This window comes from Brevibacillus sp. DP1.3A, from assembly GCF_013284245.2.
In the GTDB taxonomy this organism is placed as follows: Bacteria; Bacillota; Bacilli; order Brevibacillales; family Brevibacillaceae; genus Brevibacillus.
On sequence record NZ_CP085876.1, the window covers coordinates 3,599,467 to 3,615,933 of the forward strand.

Below are 16,467 nucleotides of genomic sequence, written 5' to 3' on the forward strand. Positions count from 1 at the left end.
CCTCCCTATCTTTGATTAGATTGCTTTGGACAATTGACGCGAACCAAACGCCAACCGCTTGATCTCACCGTCTGGATGGCGAACAAAGCGGATGAGTGAATCGATGTTGTGGCGCGTGAACAAAAACGTATCTTCGCCAACGGAACGCAGCGGGAACACATCACTGCCTAGAACGAGTACGAGCTGTCTCTGTGCTTCATCGAATCTGATCTCTACTACGTCTCCTTCTCCGGATTTATATGTACCGGGACATTGCTGCAAGTAAGCAAGCGGCACTTCACAATCGGTAAACGTGGCAAACTGCGTATCGAGCGGGCGACCGAACATGCTGTTTAACAAACCTAATGTCAGATTGGATATAGGGGCATCATCCATATTGGTCAAAAGAATGCCAGTTACTCCCGTCTCTGGGACGATGAACATTTGCGCGGTCATCCCTTTTAAACCGCCGGTATGGGTAAGTAAGGTGTAATCTTCGGAAAATGGAAACACGCCGAGTCCGTAACCATAGCTGCGGCTCAAATCAATCCGGACATGAGGGGCAGTCATTTGTGAGGCGCTATCTCCCGAGACGATTCTCGCTCCATTTGAAAGCCCTAATGTCCGATAAACATCCGCATACCGAAGCATGTCACGTGCGGACGATTTGAGGAAGCCTGCTGCACGCATGGAGGGAGCATCCCACCAACCGGGGGCACGTACTACTTCACGAACTCCATCATTCATGCGCGGTGTGTACAACATGGTCGTATTGTCGTCCTCGCCTAATTCCTCCACATGAAAACCCGTGCGTTCCATGCCAAGTGGCTGTAAAATATGCTCTTGGACATAGGCTTCGTATGTTTTGCCGCTGACCCGCTCAATAATCGCTCCAAGCAAGCCAAAAGCTTCGTTCGAATAACTGAATTCTGTCCCAGCAGGTCCCAACAATTCAAAGGGCAGCTTCCCTATATAGGCCATGAGTTCTTCGAAGGTATCGATTGGATGTTTACATTGCGCTTCAAAATGTTGGAGTAATTCTTTTGCTGTCGGATCGGCTTGTAAGCTGGGTAGCATTGCAGGAATGAGAGATGGGAGTGGTGGAAATCCGAGGGTATGTGTCATGAAATGATGAATGGTGATGCTTTTCGTTTGGGATTCGTTCGGTGTGCGAAACTCAGGCAAATAGGTGATAACCGGATCATGCACGGATAGCTTTCCTTCTTCCTGAAGCTGCATGATCGCCATGCATGTAAACGACTTCGTAATCGATCCGATCCCAAATACCGTATCCAGATCGATGGGAGCTTGCTTTTCGCGGTCCCGATAACCAAATGCTTTTTCATAAGTGAGTTCTCCGTCTTTGGCTACAGCAATGATCGCACCGGGAACTTGAAAATCATCCATCAGCCTTTGGACGTATGCTTCAAACGACGCTTCCCACTCATTCATCTTCATGTCATGCCTCCTTAGGTTCATTACTTCCAAACAGGAAAGCAATTTCAGGTTTCATTTAGAAGTATACACTTCAAAAAAATAAGGATATGAAGTTCGCACACTAGTAGAATTATAAGCGGCAGATGAAAAAACAACAATATATAATTCTGAAAATAAAAAATATTGATAACAAAGCGCAGTCAAATAAAAAATGGCCCTTCGTCTTGTATGACGTCGGGCACGGAAATGTCGCTGGTCACGTGTATTCCTTACGTAAACGACCTGCGATGATGTTCTTTTGGATTTCCGAAGTACCTTCATAAATCTTGGTAATTCTGGCATCCCGGTAATAACGCTCGATCGGGAATTCTTTGATGTATCCGATCCCCCCATGGATTTGTACCGCTTTATCTGCCACACGGTTATAGACTTCGGAGGCAAACAGTTTCACCATCGCGGCTTCTTTGATCACATTTTTGCCTTGGTCGACGAGCGATGCGACATGATACGTAAACGCACGCAGTGTTTCGCAGTCCAGTGCTATTTCTGCCAAGTAGTGCTGGATAATTTGTTGTTCAAAAATCGGCTTGTCAAATTGGATGCGCTCCATCGCATATTTCATGGACATATCCAGTAGCTTTTGGCAAGAACCGAGGTTTCTGGCTGCCAATCCCGCCCGTCCATTCGCCAGGATTTTGAGAGCATTGGTATAGCCCATTCCCTCATAGCCAAGGACGTTTTCTACAGGCACTTCGCAATCTTCAAAGAATATCTCAGCCGAGTGGGAGCCCCTTAAGCCCATCTTTTCCTCTATTTTTCCGATCTGGAAGCCTGGGAAATCTTTCTCGACTAAAAAGGAGGTGATCCCTTTTGCTCCCTTGGAAGGATCGGTGACAGCCATGACCGTGAAAATTCCAGCGATTGGGGCATTCGTGATGTAATGTTTGGAGCCATTCAGAATGAACTTGTCTGCTTTTCGGACAGCCCTTGTCTTTAAATTAGTCGCATTTGAACCTGCACTTGGTTCTGTTAAAGCAAAAGCGCCAATCATTTCTCCGGTAGCCATGCGCGGCAAATATTTTCGTTTTTGCTCCTCCGTGCCCATCTCGACAATCCCTACAGAACCGATGCCATTATGGCATCCAATGACGGTCGTAAATCCATTGCTTGTTTTTCCAATCTCTTCAAAAATGGCGCACTTTCCAAGCATATCAATACCCAGTCCACCGTATTGTTCGGGGATGCTCAGTCCAAACAATCCCACTTCTTTGCACATATCCATGATTTGATCTGGTATATGATCTTCACGTTCAATTTGATCAGCGACTGGTTCGACCTTCTCGCTGATAAAACTCCGTACAGCTTTGCGCAGCTCTTCTATTTCACTGCTGAATGTAACGTTCATGTCATCCACTCCCCTTCTTACCGTGACGTCGGTTTACTATTTCACTTCGTCTGGTATGCGATTGGTGTAGAGGGTATTCTCCTCCACAAAGTCGTACAGTTTTTGGGCCATGCAATCTTTCCTGCCGGATTCGATTTCTTCCACAATGTGGGCAATTAGTCCGACTGCCCTCGCCGCGACGGCAAATGATTTCACGACACTGTAGTGCAACCCTATATCCGACAACACAGCTCCAATCGCGCCTGCCGCATTTAGTGTGATCCGTTTGCCTTTTTTCGTGCTGATTTGCTCGTGAATTTCTTTCATGATAGCCGTATGGTTTCCGGCAAACCCTAGCTCCTCTGCCAATGCAAACAACTTTTCTGTGCGTGGATCAACAGGTCTATGAATCGGATGTCCGAACCCTGGCATTTGCAGTCCTTTTTCTTCACGTTCCTCCAGGATTCGTTTGGCGATCTCTTTTCTGTCGCAATCAGCACCGTACTTTTGCAACGCCTCTTGAAGCATTTGAGCAACGTATTCCATGGCTCCTAGATAGACTGAACCCGCCCCCAACAATCCGGCTGCGACTGCAGCTTGCACAGCCTCCGGAGCTCCCAGATAGGTCAAGCGTGCGGAAATCGAGCTGGGTGTAAATCCATGTTCACATATGGCAACCATGCACGCATTCAGCATCTTTGATTCATTCTGGGTAGGCTTCCGATGTGCTGCTCCCAAAAATGCCATATCCGCCAACGTGATCTGTCCCATTAATTCTTCTGTCAAATCATAGCCATGAACATAAATCTTGTCTGATTTTGATACACCGATGTTTGTCTGAAATTCCATTCTCTTCCCTCGCTTTCGTATTCATAGAACTGGTTTACCTGCTTGATTTATTTACAAGCAATTACCGTGCCATCTTGCACATTTCCTCTCCCAACAATAAAACCGCCCTTGCTTGGCGGTTTCGTGTAAAGCATCATTTTTAGCCTGCTGATGTGGCCTCTGCGAACTGACTGTTGTATAAATCCGCATAAAAACCATCTTGCTCCATCAACTCGTCATGTGTTCCTTGTTCAATGATCGTTCCCTTGTTCATGACGAGGATCAAGTCTGCATTTCTGATCGTAGACAGTCGATGTGCGATCACGAAGCTGGTACGCCCCTTCATCAGCTCATTCATCGCTTCCTGGATATGCACCTCGGTACGTGTATCAACGCTGCTTGTTGCTTCATCCAAAATCAGAATCGTAGGATCTGCCAAAATAGCACGAGCGATGGTCAACAGCTGTTTTTGCCCTTGGGAGATATTGGAGGCTTCTTCATTTAACACCGTCTTGTATCCATCTGGTAGCGTACGAATAAAGTGATCGGCGCGAGCTGCCTTCGCCGCGCGAATGATATCCGTATCAGAAGCGTCAGGATGTGCATAGGCCAAATTATCATGGATCGTTCCGTTAAACAGCCATGTATCTTGCAAGACCATGCCGAACAAGGAGCGAAGATCGCTTCGTTTCATGCGTGTAATATCGACGTCATCGATCAGAATCGCTCCGCCATTGAGCTCATAAAAGCGCATAAGCAAATTAATCATGGTCGTCTTACCTGCACCTGTTGGGCCTACGATCGCAATCTTTTGTCCAGGCTCTACTACGAGATTGATATCTTGCATCAGCAAATGCCCTTCTTTATAACCAAACTTGACATGCTTAAATTCCACTTTGCCTTTAGGCGCTGCGATCGTGACTGGCTCTTTGCTTTCAGGCACTTCCTCTTCTTCATCCAAAACCTCAAAGACCCGCTCCGCTGAAGCGATCGTCGACTGGATCAGGTTGGCGATGTTCGCCGTCTGCGCAATGGGCATCGTGAACTGACGAGTATATTGGATAAAGGCTTGGATATCCCCAATTTCAATGGAACCGTTCGTAGCGAGAATCCCGCCGACAATGCAGACAAGCACGTATCCGATATTTCCGATGAAGCTCATTACCGGCATGATAATCCCTGATATAAATTGCGCCCGCCATCCGGCTTCGTACAGCTTTGCATTGATTTGATCAAATGTCTGCTGTGACTTCTTCTCATATCCAAACGCCTTAACAACCTGATGCCCCGTAAACATTTCTTCTACATGCCCATTCAATTCACCAAGCGAGCTCTGCTGTCCGATGAAATGCTTTTGAGACTTCGAGGCGATTTGTTTCGTAGCAATGGCACTGAGCGGCAACGTCAAAATCAGAATGAGCGTCAATAATGGGCTAATCGTCAGCATCATAATGATGACACCAGCGATCGTCACGATGGAAGTGATGAGCTGTGTCAGACTTTGCTGGAGCGTGTTGCTGATATTATCAATGTCGTTCGTGACACGACTCAAAATATCCCCATGCATTTTCGAATCAAAGTATTTCAGCGGCAGGCGAGACAATTTCTCATTTACCTGCTCACGCATGTCATAGACGATCTTCTGCGATACTCCTGCCATTACATATTGCTGCAAATAGCTGAACAGCGCACTGATGACATACAAGACAATCAAAAGGAGCAGGATATTTGCAATATACCCAAAGTCAAATACGATTTCCTTTGGCTGTCCCTGCATGAGACCGATCATGCCTGCGAAAAGACTCGTTGTCGCCTTCCCCATCAGTTTGGGACTAACAATGGCGAAGATCGTACTCAAAACGGCAGCCAGAAACACGATGATCAGCTGCATACGGTGTGGCCGAAAGTAGCCGATCAAGCGTTTGAGTGTACCTTTAAAGTCCTTTGCTTTTGCTCCTTGTATCACCATTCCCATCGGTCCACCCATGTGGCCGCCACCCTTTGGAGCTTGCTTACTTCCTCGCGGCTCACTCATGCGATCTCCTCCTCTGTCAGTTGGGATCGTACGATTTCCTGATAGACTTCGCAGTTTTGCATGAGCTCTTGATGTGTCCCCATACCCGCAATCGAGCCTTCATCCAACACGATAATCTGGTCTGCGTCCATCACGCTGCTAACCCGCTGAGCCACGATGATTAACGTGGATTGGTTCTTCTCGATCTCTTCTTTTAATGCGGCTCTCAATAACGCATCTGTTTTGAAATCCAACGCAGAAAAACTGTCATCAAACATGTAGATGGCCGGCTGGCGGACAATTGCTCGTGCAATCGATAACCGTTGTTTTTGTCCACCGGACACGTTCGTACCGCCTTGGGAAATGTGTGCCTCGTATTCGCCCTTCATACTCGCAATAAAATCGCTTGCCTGCGCAATTTTGACGGCATTCTCGATTTCGGTATCTGTCGCGTCTTCTTTACCGAAGCGAATATTGTCAGCGATCGAGCCTGAAAAGAGCAGCACTTTTTGAGGGACATAGCCAATTTTTGCTCGCAATTGCTCTAGTGGCAGGTCACGTATGTCAAGGTCATCTACTCGAATGGCTCCGGAAGTCACATCGTAGAATCGCTCAACCAGATTGAGTATCGTCGATTTACCGGAGCCTGTTCCTCCGATAATCGCGGTGGTCTGCCCCGGACGAGCTGTAAAGGTAATCGAGGTCAATGCGGGATGTTCCGCACCCGGGTAAGAAAATGTGACATCCTGAAACTCCACCGTCCCTGGAGTTGTTGTTTTCGTTTGCGTCACAGGCTCAGGGCGATCATAAATGGTCGAATGTAAATCCAACACTTCGTTAATTCGGATAGCGGATGCAGAAGCACGCGGAACCATGACGAAGATCATGGACAGCATAACCAATGAGAACATAATCTGTGTCGCATATTGGATAAACGCCATGAGATCACCGACTTGCAGGTCCATATTGCTGACACGAATGCCCCCAAACCAAAGAATGGCAACAGCAGACAAGTTAAAAGTCAACATCATAATCGGCATCAAAGCTGCCATGATTCGATTTACGTTAATCGCTGTCTGCGTCAAATCCGTATTCGCTTCGTTAAAACGCCTTTTCTCCACATCCATGCGGTTAAATGAGCGGATCACACGAATTCCCGTCAAGCCTTCCCTCACGACTAAATTCAGCTTATCCAGCTTCTTTTGCATGACTTTGAAAAGAGGCATCCCCTTGCGTGCGATCAGGAAAATGGCTAAAGCTAGAATGGGAACAACTACTGCAAGAACAAGCGTCAGCTTGGCATCCTTAGATGAAGCCATGATAATTCCACCAATACACATCATGGGAGCAGCCACCATGATACGCAAAATCATAATCAAAACCTGCTGTACTTGGTTAATATCGTTCGTTGTTCTCGTAATGAGCGAGGCTGTACCGATTTGGTCGATCTCCTGCATGGAATAGTGTTCTACTTGGTTAAATACCTTAGCACGCAGCTCACGACCAAAGCTCATAGCAACCTTGGATGAGAAGTAACTGGCTCCGATGGCACAAAAGCCCCCACCCGCAGCGACGAGCAGCATAAAACCGCCAACCTTCCAAATAAAGAAGGTATCGCCCTGCACAATCCCGACATCAACGATATCCGCCATTAATGTTGGTAAGTACAGATCGGATAAGGATTGGATGAATACAAGTACCAATATCGCTGCGATCGGCCATTTGTAGGACGTCAAGTATCGAAACAGCCTCATCATACGGATACACGCTCCCTTTCCTGCCTCTTCCATACTACAATTCCAATCGCCTTACGGTTGTATGCATCTATTTACGAACGGTATCCGCAGCCACCCCGTTTTCTATCAAAAAAAAGAGGGCAAGCCCATTATGTAACTGGGTCGCCCTATCGTAGTTTGTTCTTATGAATGGAACTACATCGTTCTTTTCAGCCCACTTCCTTTTTTGAGTTCGGAAGGGGAAAAACCAATCGTGAAGAGAAGCGGGAGCTCAATGAATCTGTTTATGCGATCAGCTCAATGTTGTTAATGCTTCTCGCGTAAATGGTTGAAGTTCTTCGGTATTGCCATTACGAATTTTTGATACCCAAGCCGGATCGCTCAGTAGCGCACGTCCAACTGCCACAAGATCAAACTCTTCTTGCTCGATTCGCTCAATCAGATTATCGATGTTAGCGGGCTGACTACCCTTGCCTTCGGTGAATAGACTCAGGAACTCAGAGTCCAATCCAACAGATCCAACGGTGATGGTTGGTTTTCCCGTCAGTTTACGAGTCCAGCCTGCCAGGTTTAGATCAGAGCCTTCAAACTCCGGCTCCCAGAAGCGTCGAGTGGAAGCATGGAAGATGTCCACACCGGCTTCAGACAGAGGTGCAAGGAAAAGCTCCAATTCCTCAGGCGTTTTTGCCAGTTTGGATTGATAATCGCTCGGTTTCCATTGCGAAAATCGGAAAATTATCGGGAAGTCAGGACCGACTGCTTCCCGTACAGCCTTAATCACCTCTACAGCAAATTTGGTGCGACCTACGAGATCACCGCCATATTCATCTGTACGCTTGTTGGTGACGTCCCAGAAGAACTGGTCAATCAGGTAGCCATGTGCTCCGTGAATTTCCACTGCGTCAAAACCAATTTTCTTAGCTTGAGACGCGGCCTGTGCGTAAGCCCGAATGAGATCGTTGATTTCTTCGATGCTGAGTGGTTCTGATACCTTTTCACCAGTAAGACTTAGACCAGAAGGACCGATTGGTTCGGCATCTGATTCTGGGAATTTCTCCTTTTGGCGAGCCATGCCGGTATGCCAAATCTGCGGAGCAATTTTTCCGCCCGCTTCATGTACTTCTCGAACAACGCGTGCCCATCCGTCGAGTGCTTCCTCTCCATAGAAATGTGGGACATTCTGGTCTGCACCCGCAGCTGGATGCTCGATTAGCGTTCCTTCGGTGATGATTAAGCCCACCTCGTTCTCTGCGCGGCGACGGTAATAGTCAGCTACATTGGGCCCTGGAATCCCGTTCGGTGAAAAACTGCGGGTCATGGGTGCCATAACAAACCGATTTTCAAGTTTCAGTCCTTTGTATTCAAACGGGGTGAATAACGCTGTTACAGATTTTGATGAATTCATGTGCTTCCCTCTTTCTTTTCACTATTTTTTCATTCTAATTTTTCCATACCACTCTTGAGCAGTAGTTGTAACAATCACATCGTTAATGAGTTACATCATGCATCTGAATACATGCACATAGGATACATCATCATACGATTTTTTAACTCTAAACCTTTGAAACCCCCACTCCTTTACTGATTTTAGTGAGTAGAGTTTTGTGTTTTTAAATGCATGCGCACGCATTTAATTTACCATCATCCTTTTTCACCTGTCAACCGATAAGTGTAACGGCGATCCTGATACGAAAAAAAGCCGCTATTCCCGTTGGTTTGGAAATGGTGGCTTTTTGCCATTACTTCTTTTGCACTAACAATTGTAATGCTTCATTAAATTTTCCATCTGAAAAAGCAGATTGGAGAATTTCATTCATCGTCACGAGGTATCTCTGGAGTTTTTCTTCACCTAATTCGGTTAGCTGAGTATAAACGCCTCTACGGTCGTCTTCACATACATTCCTCTGTAAAGCTCTGCAGTTTTTTGCCTCCAGTCTTCCAACCAGCCTTGATATCGCACTTTGACTTAATCCAACCCGTTCCTGTAATTGTTGTAATCTCAGTGTTTTATTACTTTCTTTCGATAAAAAGTAAAGGACGTAAAACTCTTTTAAAGAAAGATTGTAATTTTCTCGTAAATCTTTTTCAAGCATATTGGAAATACTTTCAGTAATGTGAGTAAGAGCCAACCAATCGTTTATAAGTTCATGATTAGGGTCGGTTTTCATAGTAAATTCCACCTGTTCTAGACTATATGTCATGCTAATTCGTTTCATTATAATACAGAAAGCTATCACGCTCCAAACTCTCGTCACGAATACTTCTTCCGCCAAAACAAAAAAGCCCTCACTTTCCGCGAGGGCTGTAAAAAAATGAAAGCGAAATCGAGACTCGTTTAACTCGTTCAGGTATCGCCAATAGCTGAAGATGCTTCTTATTCTTATTCGATTTCTCCATCACGATCTGTTACCGCAAAGTTGTAATTAATAGAGCGTGTAAATGGTTCGCCGTCCTCATTGATTCCGGTTACGTCAAAGGAGAGATTATAAACGCCTGGCTTAGTCGGCACGGTAAAATTGCCAGTAAGCTCATCTTCTTTTATGGCAAACTTCACTTCATCAAGGACGCTTGCTTTTTCGCCGTTCAGCGAGCGAGTCAGGTTTGCTTTTTCCAGTAGCGATTGATCAATTTCGTTTTTGCCCAGGTCGACGGAAATCTTCGCTTTGTCGCCTTTCTTGAATACCTTTTTGCTCGCCTTTACTTTCGCTTCTTCTCCACCATCCACGGAACCCACCATGAAAAAGGCATCGTCAGAGCCCTCCACTTCAAGTGTCCATTCGCCTGCTTCCGGCTCCTCTACTTCAATGAAGTGATGAACAGCATCTTGGAATATCTCGGATTCATCCTCCGATTCGCTTTTTTCACTGCGGTCCGCTTCATACTTTTTGCCAGACGGACTGATCAGGGTCACAGCAGTGTCTTCCGACGAGGTCATCGTATCTAGGTTGAACTGATTGATTCCGCTCTCCAGGAAAAATGTTTCCGAGACAGTGTCTTCCACTTCGCCCCCACGGAGAATGACGGAGCTCTCTTCCAAAGTGCTTGATTTTGACTTGTCTTCGCTTACTTTATTTGCACTGCGAACAGAGGCCTTTTGCAATTTCGGTTCGACCAGATTCCATGTATTCGAGGCTTTCACTATTTGACCGTGGGAAATGTCTTTGGTAAAGCTCTTAATCCCATAAGGCAAACCGAAGGCAGATTCTACGGAAACAGCGCCATCATCTTCACCTGGAATAGCCGCATGACCAAACCAGGTAGGACTAAACATGCCATCGTCCCCTGTTCCGGCAGCCATGTATGTCTTGGTTGAACGAATTTCGGTACGGTTGTCAGTCTGGGAACGGAAGTTGGCCATGTATGACGTTTGCAGGGAATACACCGCATCGTCTTTTTTGCCAAGAATGTCAGCAAGCCATCCTGCCCAATTGCTGTACGCTAAGTCAGCCAATTCTGAACCTTTGTTTGGCGTAGCAATCTGGTGAACGACGTTAACATACTGATGTGCGCCGTAGTGGACGAGTGCTGTCTGTGTATCGATGCCACCTTTGGAATGTGCAATGATATTGATTTTGGAAACACCGTAATAATCTGCAACCTTTTTAATGACTTCGGCTAGCTTGGCACCGTTTGTCCACATGTTTCCGCCAGTACCATCCGCGTCCTTCAGTTGCACAAATGCGGTACGATACCCAGCGTTATAGGCTGCATCATAAAATCCGTCTGTTGTATACCAGGTTTTGTAGGTGGAGTGCAGACCTTGGACAAACAGGATCACAGGCTTGTCTTTGGATGCATTGGGAGGAACCGCACCTGTGTACCAGTCACCAAAATGACCACTTGGATTGTCGTCATGCAAAGCCGGAGGTGGAGCCGCTGCGCTTGCAGCTTGCGGGTAGACCAGCGCCGTTGATAATGTAACGGCCGCCAGCAAACGAGATAGTGCTTTCTGATTCATGAAAAGAACACCAACCTTCACCTTAGGATTTATTGTTGCCGTGCACAATCGTTAGAATTGTGCACGGGTTGCAACTGCCCGTTCTACCTTCAATGTGTCTTGAATGATCGTTAGGATCGTATTCATTTGCTGATGAATAAAGAAATGCCCACCAAGCATTGGGTAGAATTTGCATTCTCGCCCGCAATAGTCTCGCCATGCCACAATATCTTGGATTTCAATAGAATCTTCTTTCCCAAACAAAACCGTCATGTTGACAGGGATTTGCTGAGGAAGCTCGTTATTCATTTCGTAAGTTTGTACGGCCTGGAAATCAGCGCGAATATTAGGCAAAAATAACTCTAAGAGCTCGTGATTATCCAAAACTTCATTGGGGGTGCCCCCAAGTGTACGTAGCGATTCGATGAATTCGTTATGCGGCAGGTTGTATGTTTTCACCAGTTTGTGATACGCATGTGGTACGCGGGATGCAGACAGGAACAAGTGCTGGGGCAGTGGCTTTCCATTCTGCAACAGCTTTCGCGTCAGTTCAAACGCAATTAATCCGCCCATGCTGTGGCCATAAAAGGCAAAAGGTTCTTCCCCCAGCTCTGGTGTGATCCGTTTGTATACATCCTCCAAGACCTCATAAAACGAGGTGGAAAGAACCACGTTATCGCTTTGGAGTGAAGGCCTTACCTCGAATGGATCAATTTCCAATAACGCTGGGGACAATACTCGCTTCCAACTGTAATAGATGCTGGGAAGTCCACCTGCGTACGGAAAGCAGAACAATTTCATCTCTTTCCCCGCCCTTTCTTCATTACGTAATTACCTCGATATCTTTCTATGAAAAATGGCCTGATACAAATCTTGTAAATCCTTCATGACGACTTGAGCAGCAAACTGATCGGTAGTCGCGCATACTGACAATTTGTAGCCTGGATCGATCCCATACTGATGAAATGCCCAAGCATCGCGCGAATCATTTTGCGATATCGTAATCGATTGGTCTAGGCTTTTTCTAATGGCGAATGATTGTAGTGGGATAGACAGCCCCATTCCTCTCGCTTTTATATAGCTCTCCTTCAAAGTCCAAAGGTCGAAGAAATACGGAAGCTGTTCATCCGGATGTTTTGCCAAGAGATCTTCTACTTCGGCTGGTGCAAAATAATGAGTGGCAATATCCAAGTCAATCGGACATATTTGCTCCACATCAATCCCCACTTGCGAGTCATGCGTGGCGCAGACCACCCAGTCTCCGGAATGCGAGACGTTAAAGCAGAAGTTGGGAAATGATTTCAAAAAAGGTTTTCCGTATGCATTGTAGTCATACTCGATTTCGTCATTGGAAATCTCGTAGGCTTCACAAATGAGAGAGCGTACGAGCACGTCCGCGAGCAACGCCCGATAAGAATCAGCCGGATTTCTGAAACGGTTGACCCGTTCCCGCTTTTCTTCGGGTAGTGCTTGCAAAAATCGGTTGAACAACTCTTTCTCCATGACAGCAGGACATTTCAAAGCGTAGATGGCAATCACGTAGCGCTCACTCTTCTTTCTGTCAATTCAAGACTACTGACTTGTTCTGCTCGATCCTTTCGCTGCTGCACTTCATACAATTTGGCATACGTGCCGTTGTGCTCCATTAACTCAACATGGTGACCTTGCTCGATGACTTTTCCTTGATCCATCACGTAAATCACATCGGCATCCTCAACAGTCGACAAGCGATGAGCGATAACGAGTACCGTTTTATCTTTCATCAGTGCGGTTAATGCTTGCTGCACCCAATATTCCGATTCTGCATCCAAAGCGGAGGTTGCTTCATCCAGTAGAAGAATCGGCGCATTTTTCAGGATGGCTCTGGCAATGGCAATTCGCTGACGCTGTCCGCCAGATAGCTTGGCACCGCGTTCTCCTGTTTTTGTCTGGTAGCCATCTGACAGTTCCATAATAAAATCATGCGCATACGCTGCTTTGCTTGCGTTGATGACATCCTCTTCCGAAGCATCCAGGCATCCGTAACGAATATTGTCTTCGATGGTTCCTTCGAACAAAAAGGCATCCTGAGGCACGTACGAGATCAAGCTTCTAATTTCTGCTAGAGAATACGCTCCCATGGGCTTGCCAAGTAAATAAAGAGCGCCGCTCGCAGGTGGGTAATACCCCAACAGAAGTTTCATGACGGTGCTTTTTCCACTTCCACTCGTTCCGACTAGCCCAGCCATTTGGCCTTTCTCGACTCGCAACGAAACACCATCCAGCACGTTTGTATCTTCGTTGTATCCGAAAACGACCTGCTCCAACTTCAGCATGCTTTCGCATAGCTGATGTTTGTCGGAGCTCTTCTGATACTCTTCTGGTTCGAGAGGTTCATTCAGAAAATCGACGACCCGAGAAGCGCCTGCTAGCGAACTTTGCAACGCTGTGATGACTTGGCCAAGCTGGAGAAATGCCAGTGTCACAAGCATCTGTTGCTGAACCAAAGCGACCAGCACGCCCAACCCGATTATTTGTTTGGATACCATCATGATTCCAAAAACAAGCATTCCCCCGAAGCTTAAGAATTGGATGAAAAAATTGGTCCCTTCCAATAATCCGTGTTTATGACCTTGCTTGATGGCAGACGAAGCTACTTCTTCGTTTGCTTCCGTGTAACGTGCGGTGACAACGTTATGTAAATGAAACATTTTAATGATGGGCAACCCAGACAAAAAATCGTTTAATCTTTCTGTCCCAATTCCCATCTGCTGCTGCATTCGGTCTCCAATGCGCCGGACTGACTTGGCAAACAGCGTATTCACATAAAGAGTCAATGCGCTTACGAGCAACAGGACGACGGCAATTTTCCAATCCATAGCAAACATCCCTATGATCGAACCAATCAGCGACAGCAGGATGATGCTTAATGTTTTCAATTGCTCCGCGTACGCGTTTTCCATGAGGACAACATCGTTGCCCAGTCTCGACATCGTATCTCCCGAATGGTGCTGCTCATAGTAATCGAAAGGCAGCTTGCTCAATCGTTGATAGACTTGAAGCCGAATGTTGGCAATGAGCTCGCGGACGCATCGTCGATAGATGTAGCTAAAAAATGGAGACAAGATACTTAGCAAGAGGAACATCACAGCCATGGTGGCAATCGCTCTGGTTAATAAAGCAGGGTCTTTTGTGTTCGCAAAATCCGTCAGATCCTTGAACACGAAAGGTAAAGATACCAATACAGCTGCTTGACCGATTCCGTCACCCACGAGTCCCAAAATATACGCTCGCTTTTTCGATTTCATAAACGACAGCAGTTGAAGTAGTTCCCGCATTAAATTCTGGATGAACATGCCTATACCCCCCCTGCAGCCAGCGAGCTGTGCATCTCTGTGGCAAACTGTTTTTGATACAATCTGGTGTAAACGCCGCCTTGGGCAAGCAAATCGTAGTGTGTACCACGTTCAACAATTTGTCCTTGCTCCAAAACAAGCACTTCATCCGCGTCTTTTATCGTAGACAGTCGATGAGCAATGACGAGAACCGTCCGATTTTTCATCACATTTTCCAACGCTTCCTGGACCAAAGCTTCCGATTCTGTATCCAAGGCAGACGTTGGTTCATCCAGCAGCAGAATCGGGGCATCCTTCAATATCGCTCGGGCAATCGCGATGCGCTGTTTCTGTCCGCCAGATAAACGAGAGCCTCGTTCCCCCACTTTTGTTTGATATCCTTGCGGCAGCTCCATAATGAAGTCATGCGCATTGGCCGCTTTTGCCGCTGCAATGATCTCGTCTTGCGTCGCTTGAATGCGTCCATACGAGATATTTTCCGCAATAGACACAGGGAATAGCGTCGTATCCTGAGAAACCATGGAAAGATAGCTCCGCATGTCCGTCATATTCCAATCAGCCATGGAATGCCCGAAAACATTCAGTCTTCCGTTGCCCTGCTCCATTGGATAAAACCCGCACAGCAATTTCATGATGGTACTCTTTCCACTCCCACTGGCGCCTACTAACGCAACGGTCTTGTTCCGATGTAACGTAAAGCTAACGTTATCAAGAATCCTTGCCTGATCGTAGGCAAACGTAACGTTTTCAAACTGTACAGGAATCGCCTCTCGATCGACAGGAATCGCAGGCTGATCATTTTGTTCGACTGGCTGTAAAAAAATTTCTTGCAGTCGCTTTGCCGCACCTGATGTCTCTTGTACTTGGGCAAACAACACGGGTGCGAGTGAAAGTGGTTCGATAATAAAGTGAAGCAAATAGCTGAAGATGACCAAGCTTCCCAGATCCAATTCTCCCGCCTGAATCAAGTACCCACCATAAGCGACAAAAAACAGGATGGGGGAAGAAAACAATAAAATCCCTGGTGCTGTCATCCACGCGCGTTTCTTCTCTGCCTGGAACGCATTTTTCAATACCTGCTTCATACCCGCATGGTATTTACGATACAAAACGCCTTCCAATTGAAAAGCTTTGACCATGTGAATCCCTGAAAGAGTATCCTGAGCGATAGCGTTCGTTTGACCCAGATGGTCCTGCATTTGCTCCGAATATTTTTGAAGCGGTCTGCTCATCCACCCTGTGATAACGATGGCGATGGGAAGGATCGCGACGCTGAAGATGATTAACTTCCAATTGATCGTCAACAACAGTCCAAGAGCTCCCACAAAAACAACTGGCAGATAAAAAAGCTGGAAAAAATGCTTTTGCAAAAAGCTTTGCAAGATTTGGGCATCCGTTGTTAAGCGAGAAACGAGATCGCCGGAATGATATTTATCCATGGTGGACATGGGGACTTTTTCGAGATGAGACGCCATGCTGTTTTTCAAATCTCTCATGGCTCTTGAACTGAATCTAGCTGCCGAATACGTGATGAAATATTTTGAGAGAAAACCGACGATGGTCAGACAAAAAATGATGAGAGCAATACTGACCAGCTTGTCGAAGTTGTTCGTATGTTCGACCATGGTTTTGATCAGGATTCCCATCCAAATGTTTGCCACAGCCACAAGAAGCGAGGCAATGATACAGATTATGACCCAACCTCGATAAGGCTTTACATATGAGAGTACCCAGCCAAACACGGGCTCTTTCTTTCTGTGCTGAGCTTGCTTGGTAAAAATCATTTGCTGCTCCTCTCCAAGGATGTAATGGATGAT

Annotated in this window: 12 protein-coding genes; all 12 read right to left on the bottom strand. The window is 46.4% G+C overall.

Features of this window, described 5'->3' with window-relative positions:
• Positions 1–15 precede the first annotated feature (15 nt).
• The 12 genes from HP399_RS16410 to HP399_RS16465 all read right to left on the bottom strand — a co-directional run bounded on the left by HP399_RS16410 (position 16) and on the right by HP399_RS16465 (position 16,434).
• Positions 16–1,437 carry a serine hydrolase domain-containing protein gene (locus tag HP399_RS16410; protein ID WP_173617617.1) on the bottom strand — a complete coding sequence of 474 codons (1,422 nt, stop codon included), beginning with the start codon at positions 1,435–1,437 and terminating at the stop codon, positions 16–18.
• 235 nt (positions 1,438–1,672) lie between these two features.
• The gene (locus HP399_RS16415) at positions 1,673–2,821 is read right to left on the bottom strand and encodes an acyl-CoA dehydrogenase family protein (protein WP_173617618.1); all 1,149 of its coding nucleotides are present in this window, start codon (positions 2,819–2,821) and stop codon (positions 1,673–1,675) included.
• 36 nt (positions 2,822–2,857) lie between these two features.
• Positions 2,858–3,649, bottom strand: coding sequence for a citryl-CoA lyase (locus HP399_RS16420; protein ID WP_173617619.1), 792 nt, complete (start codon positions 3,647–3,649; stop codon positions 2,858–2,860).
• A gap of 139 nt (positions 3,650–3,788) precedes the next feature.
• Positions 3,789–5,663, bottom strand: a complete 1,875-nt coding sequence (locus HP399_RS16425) for an ABC transporter ATP-binding protein (RefSeq protein WP_173617620.1) — start codon at positions 5,661–5,663, stop codon at positions 3,789–3,791.
• A complete protein-coding gene (locus HP399_RS16430) occupies positions 5,660–7,399 on the bottom strand; it encodes an ABC transporter ATP-binding protein (RefSeq protein ID WP_173617621.1) in 1,740 nt (579 codons plus the stop codon). Before HP399_RS16430 ends, HP399_RS16425 begins: the two co-directional genes overlap by 4 nt.
• Before the next feature lie 271 nt (positions 7,400–7,670).
• Positions 7,671–8,783, bottom strand: coding sequence for an NADH:flavin oxidoreductase (locus tag HP399_RS16435; RefSeq protein WP_173617622.1), 1,113 nt, complete (start codon positions 8,781–8,783; stop codon positions 7,671–7,673).
• Positions 8,784–9,117: 334 nt separating this feature from the next.
• Positions 9,118–9,546: a MarR family winged helix-turn-helix transcriptional regulator gene (locus HP399_RS16440; RefSeq protein WP_173617623.1), complete on the bottom strand. Its 429-nt coding sequence runs from the start codon at positions 9,544–9,546 to the stop codon at positions 9,118–9,120.
• Between the two features lie 212 nt (positions 9,547–9,758).
• Positions 9,759–11,336, bottom strand: coding sequence for a proprotein convertase P-domain-containing protein (locus HP399_RS16445; protein ID WP_173617624.1), 1,578 nt, complete (start codon positions 11,334–11,336; stop codon positions 9,759–9,761).
• A 51-nt stretch (positions 11,337–11,387) separates the two neighbouring features.
• The gene (locus HP399_RS16450; protein ID WP_173617625.1) at positions 11,388–12,116 is read right to left on the bottom strand and encodes a thioesterase II family protein; all 729 of its coding nucleotides are present in this window, start codon (positions 12,114–12,116) and stop codon (positions 11,388–11,390) included.
• A gap of 30 nt (positions 12,117–12,146) precedes the next feature.
• Positions 12,147–12,854: a 4'-phosphopantetheinyl transferase family protein gene (locus HP399_RS16455; RefSeq protein ID WP_173617626.1), complete on the bottom strand. Its 708-nt coding sequence runs from the start codon at positions 12,852–12,854 to the stop codon at positions 12,147–12,149.
• Positions 12,851–14,650 carry an ABC transporter ATP-binding protein gene (locus tag HP399_RS16460; RefSeq protein WP_173617627.1) on the bottom strand — a complete coding sequence of 600 codons (1,800 nt, stop codon included), beginning with the start codon at positions 14,648–14,650 and terminating at the stop codon, positions 12,851–12,853. The genes HP399_RS16455 and HP399_RS16460 overlap by 4 nt, the downstream gene beginning before the upstream one ends.
• Positions 14,651–14,652: 2 nt before the next feature.
• Positions 14,653–16,434 (bottom strand): ABC transporter ATP-binding protein, encoded by a 1,782-nt coding sequence (locus tag HP399_RS16465; protein WP_173617628.1) that lies wholly within the window; start codon positions 16,432–16,434, stop codon positions 14,653–14,655.
• Positions 16,435–16,467: the final 33 nt, after the last annotated feature.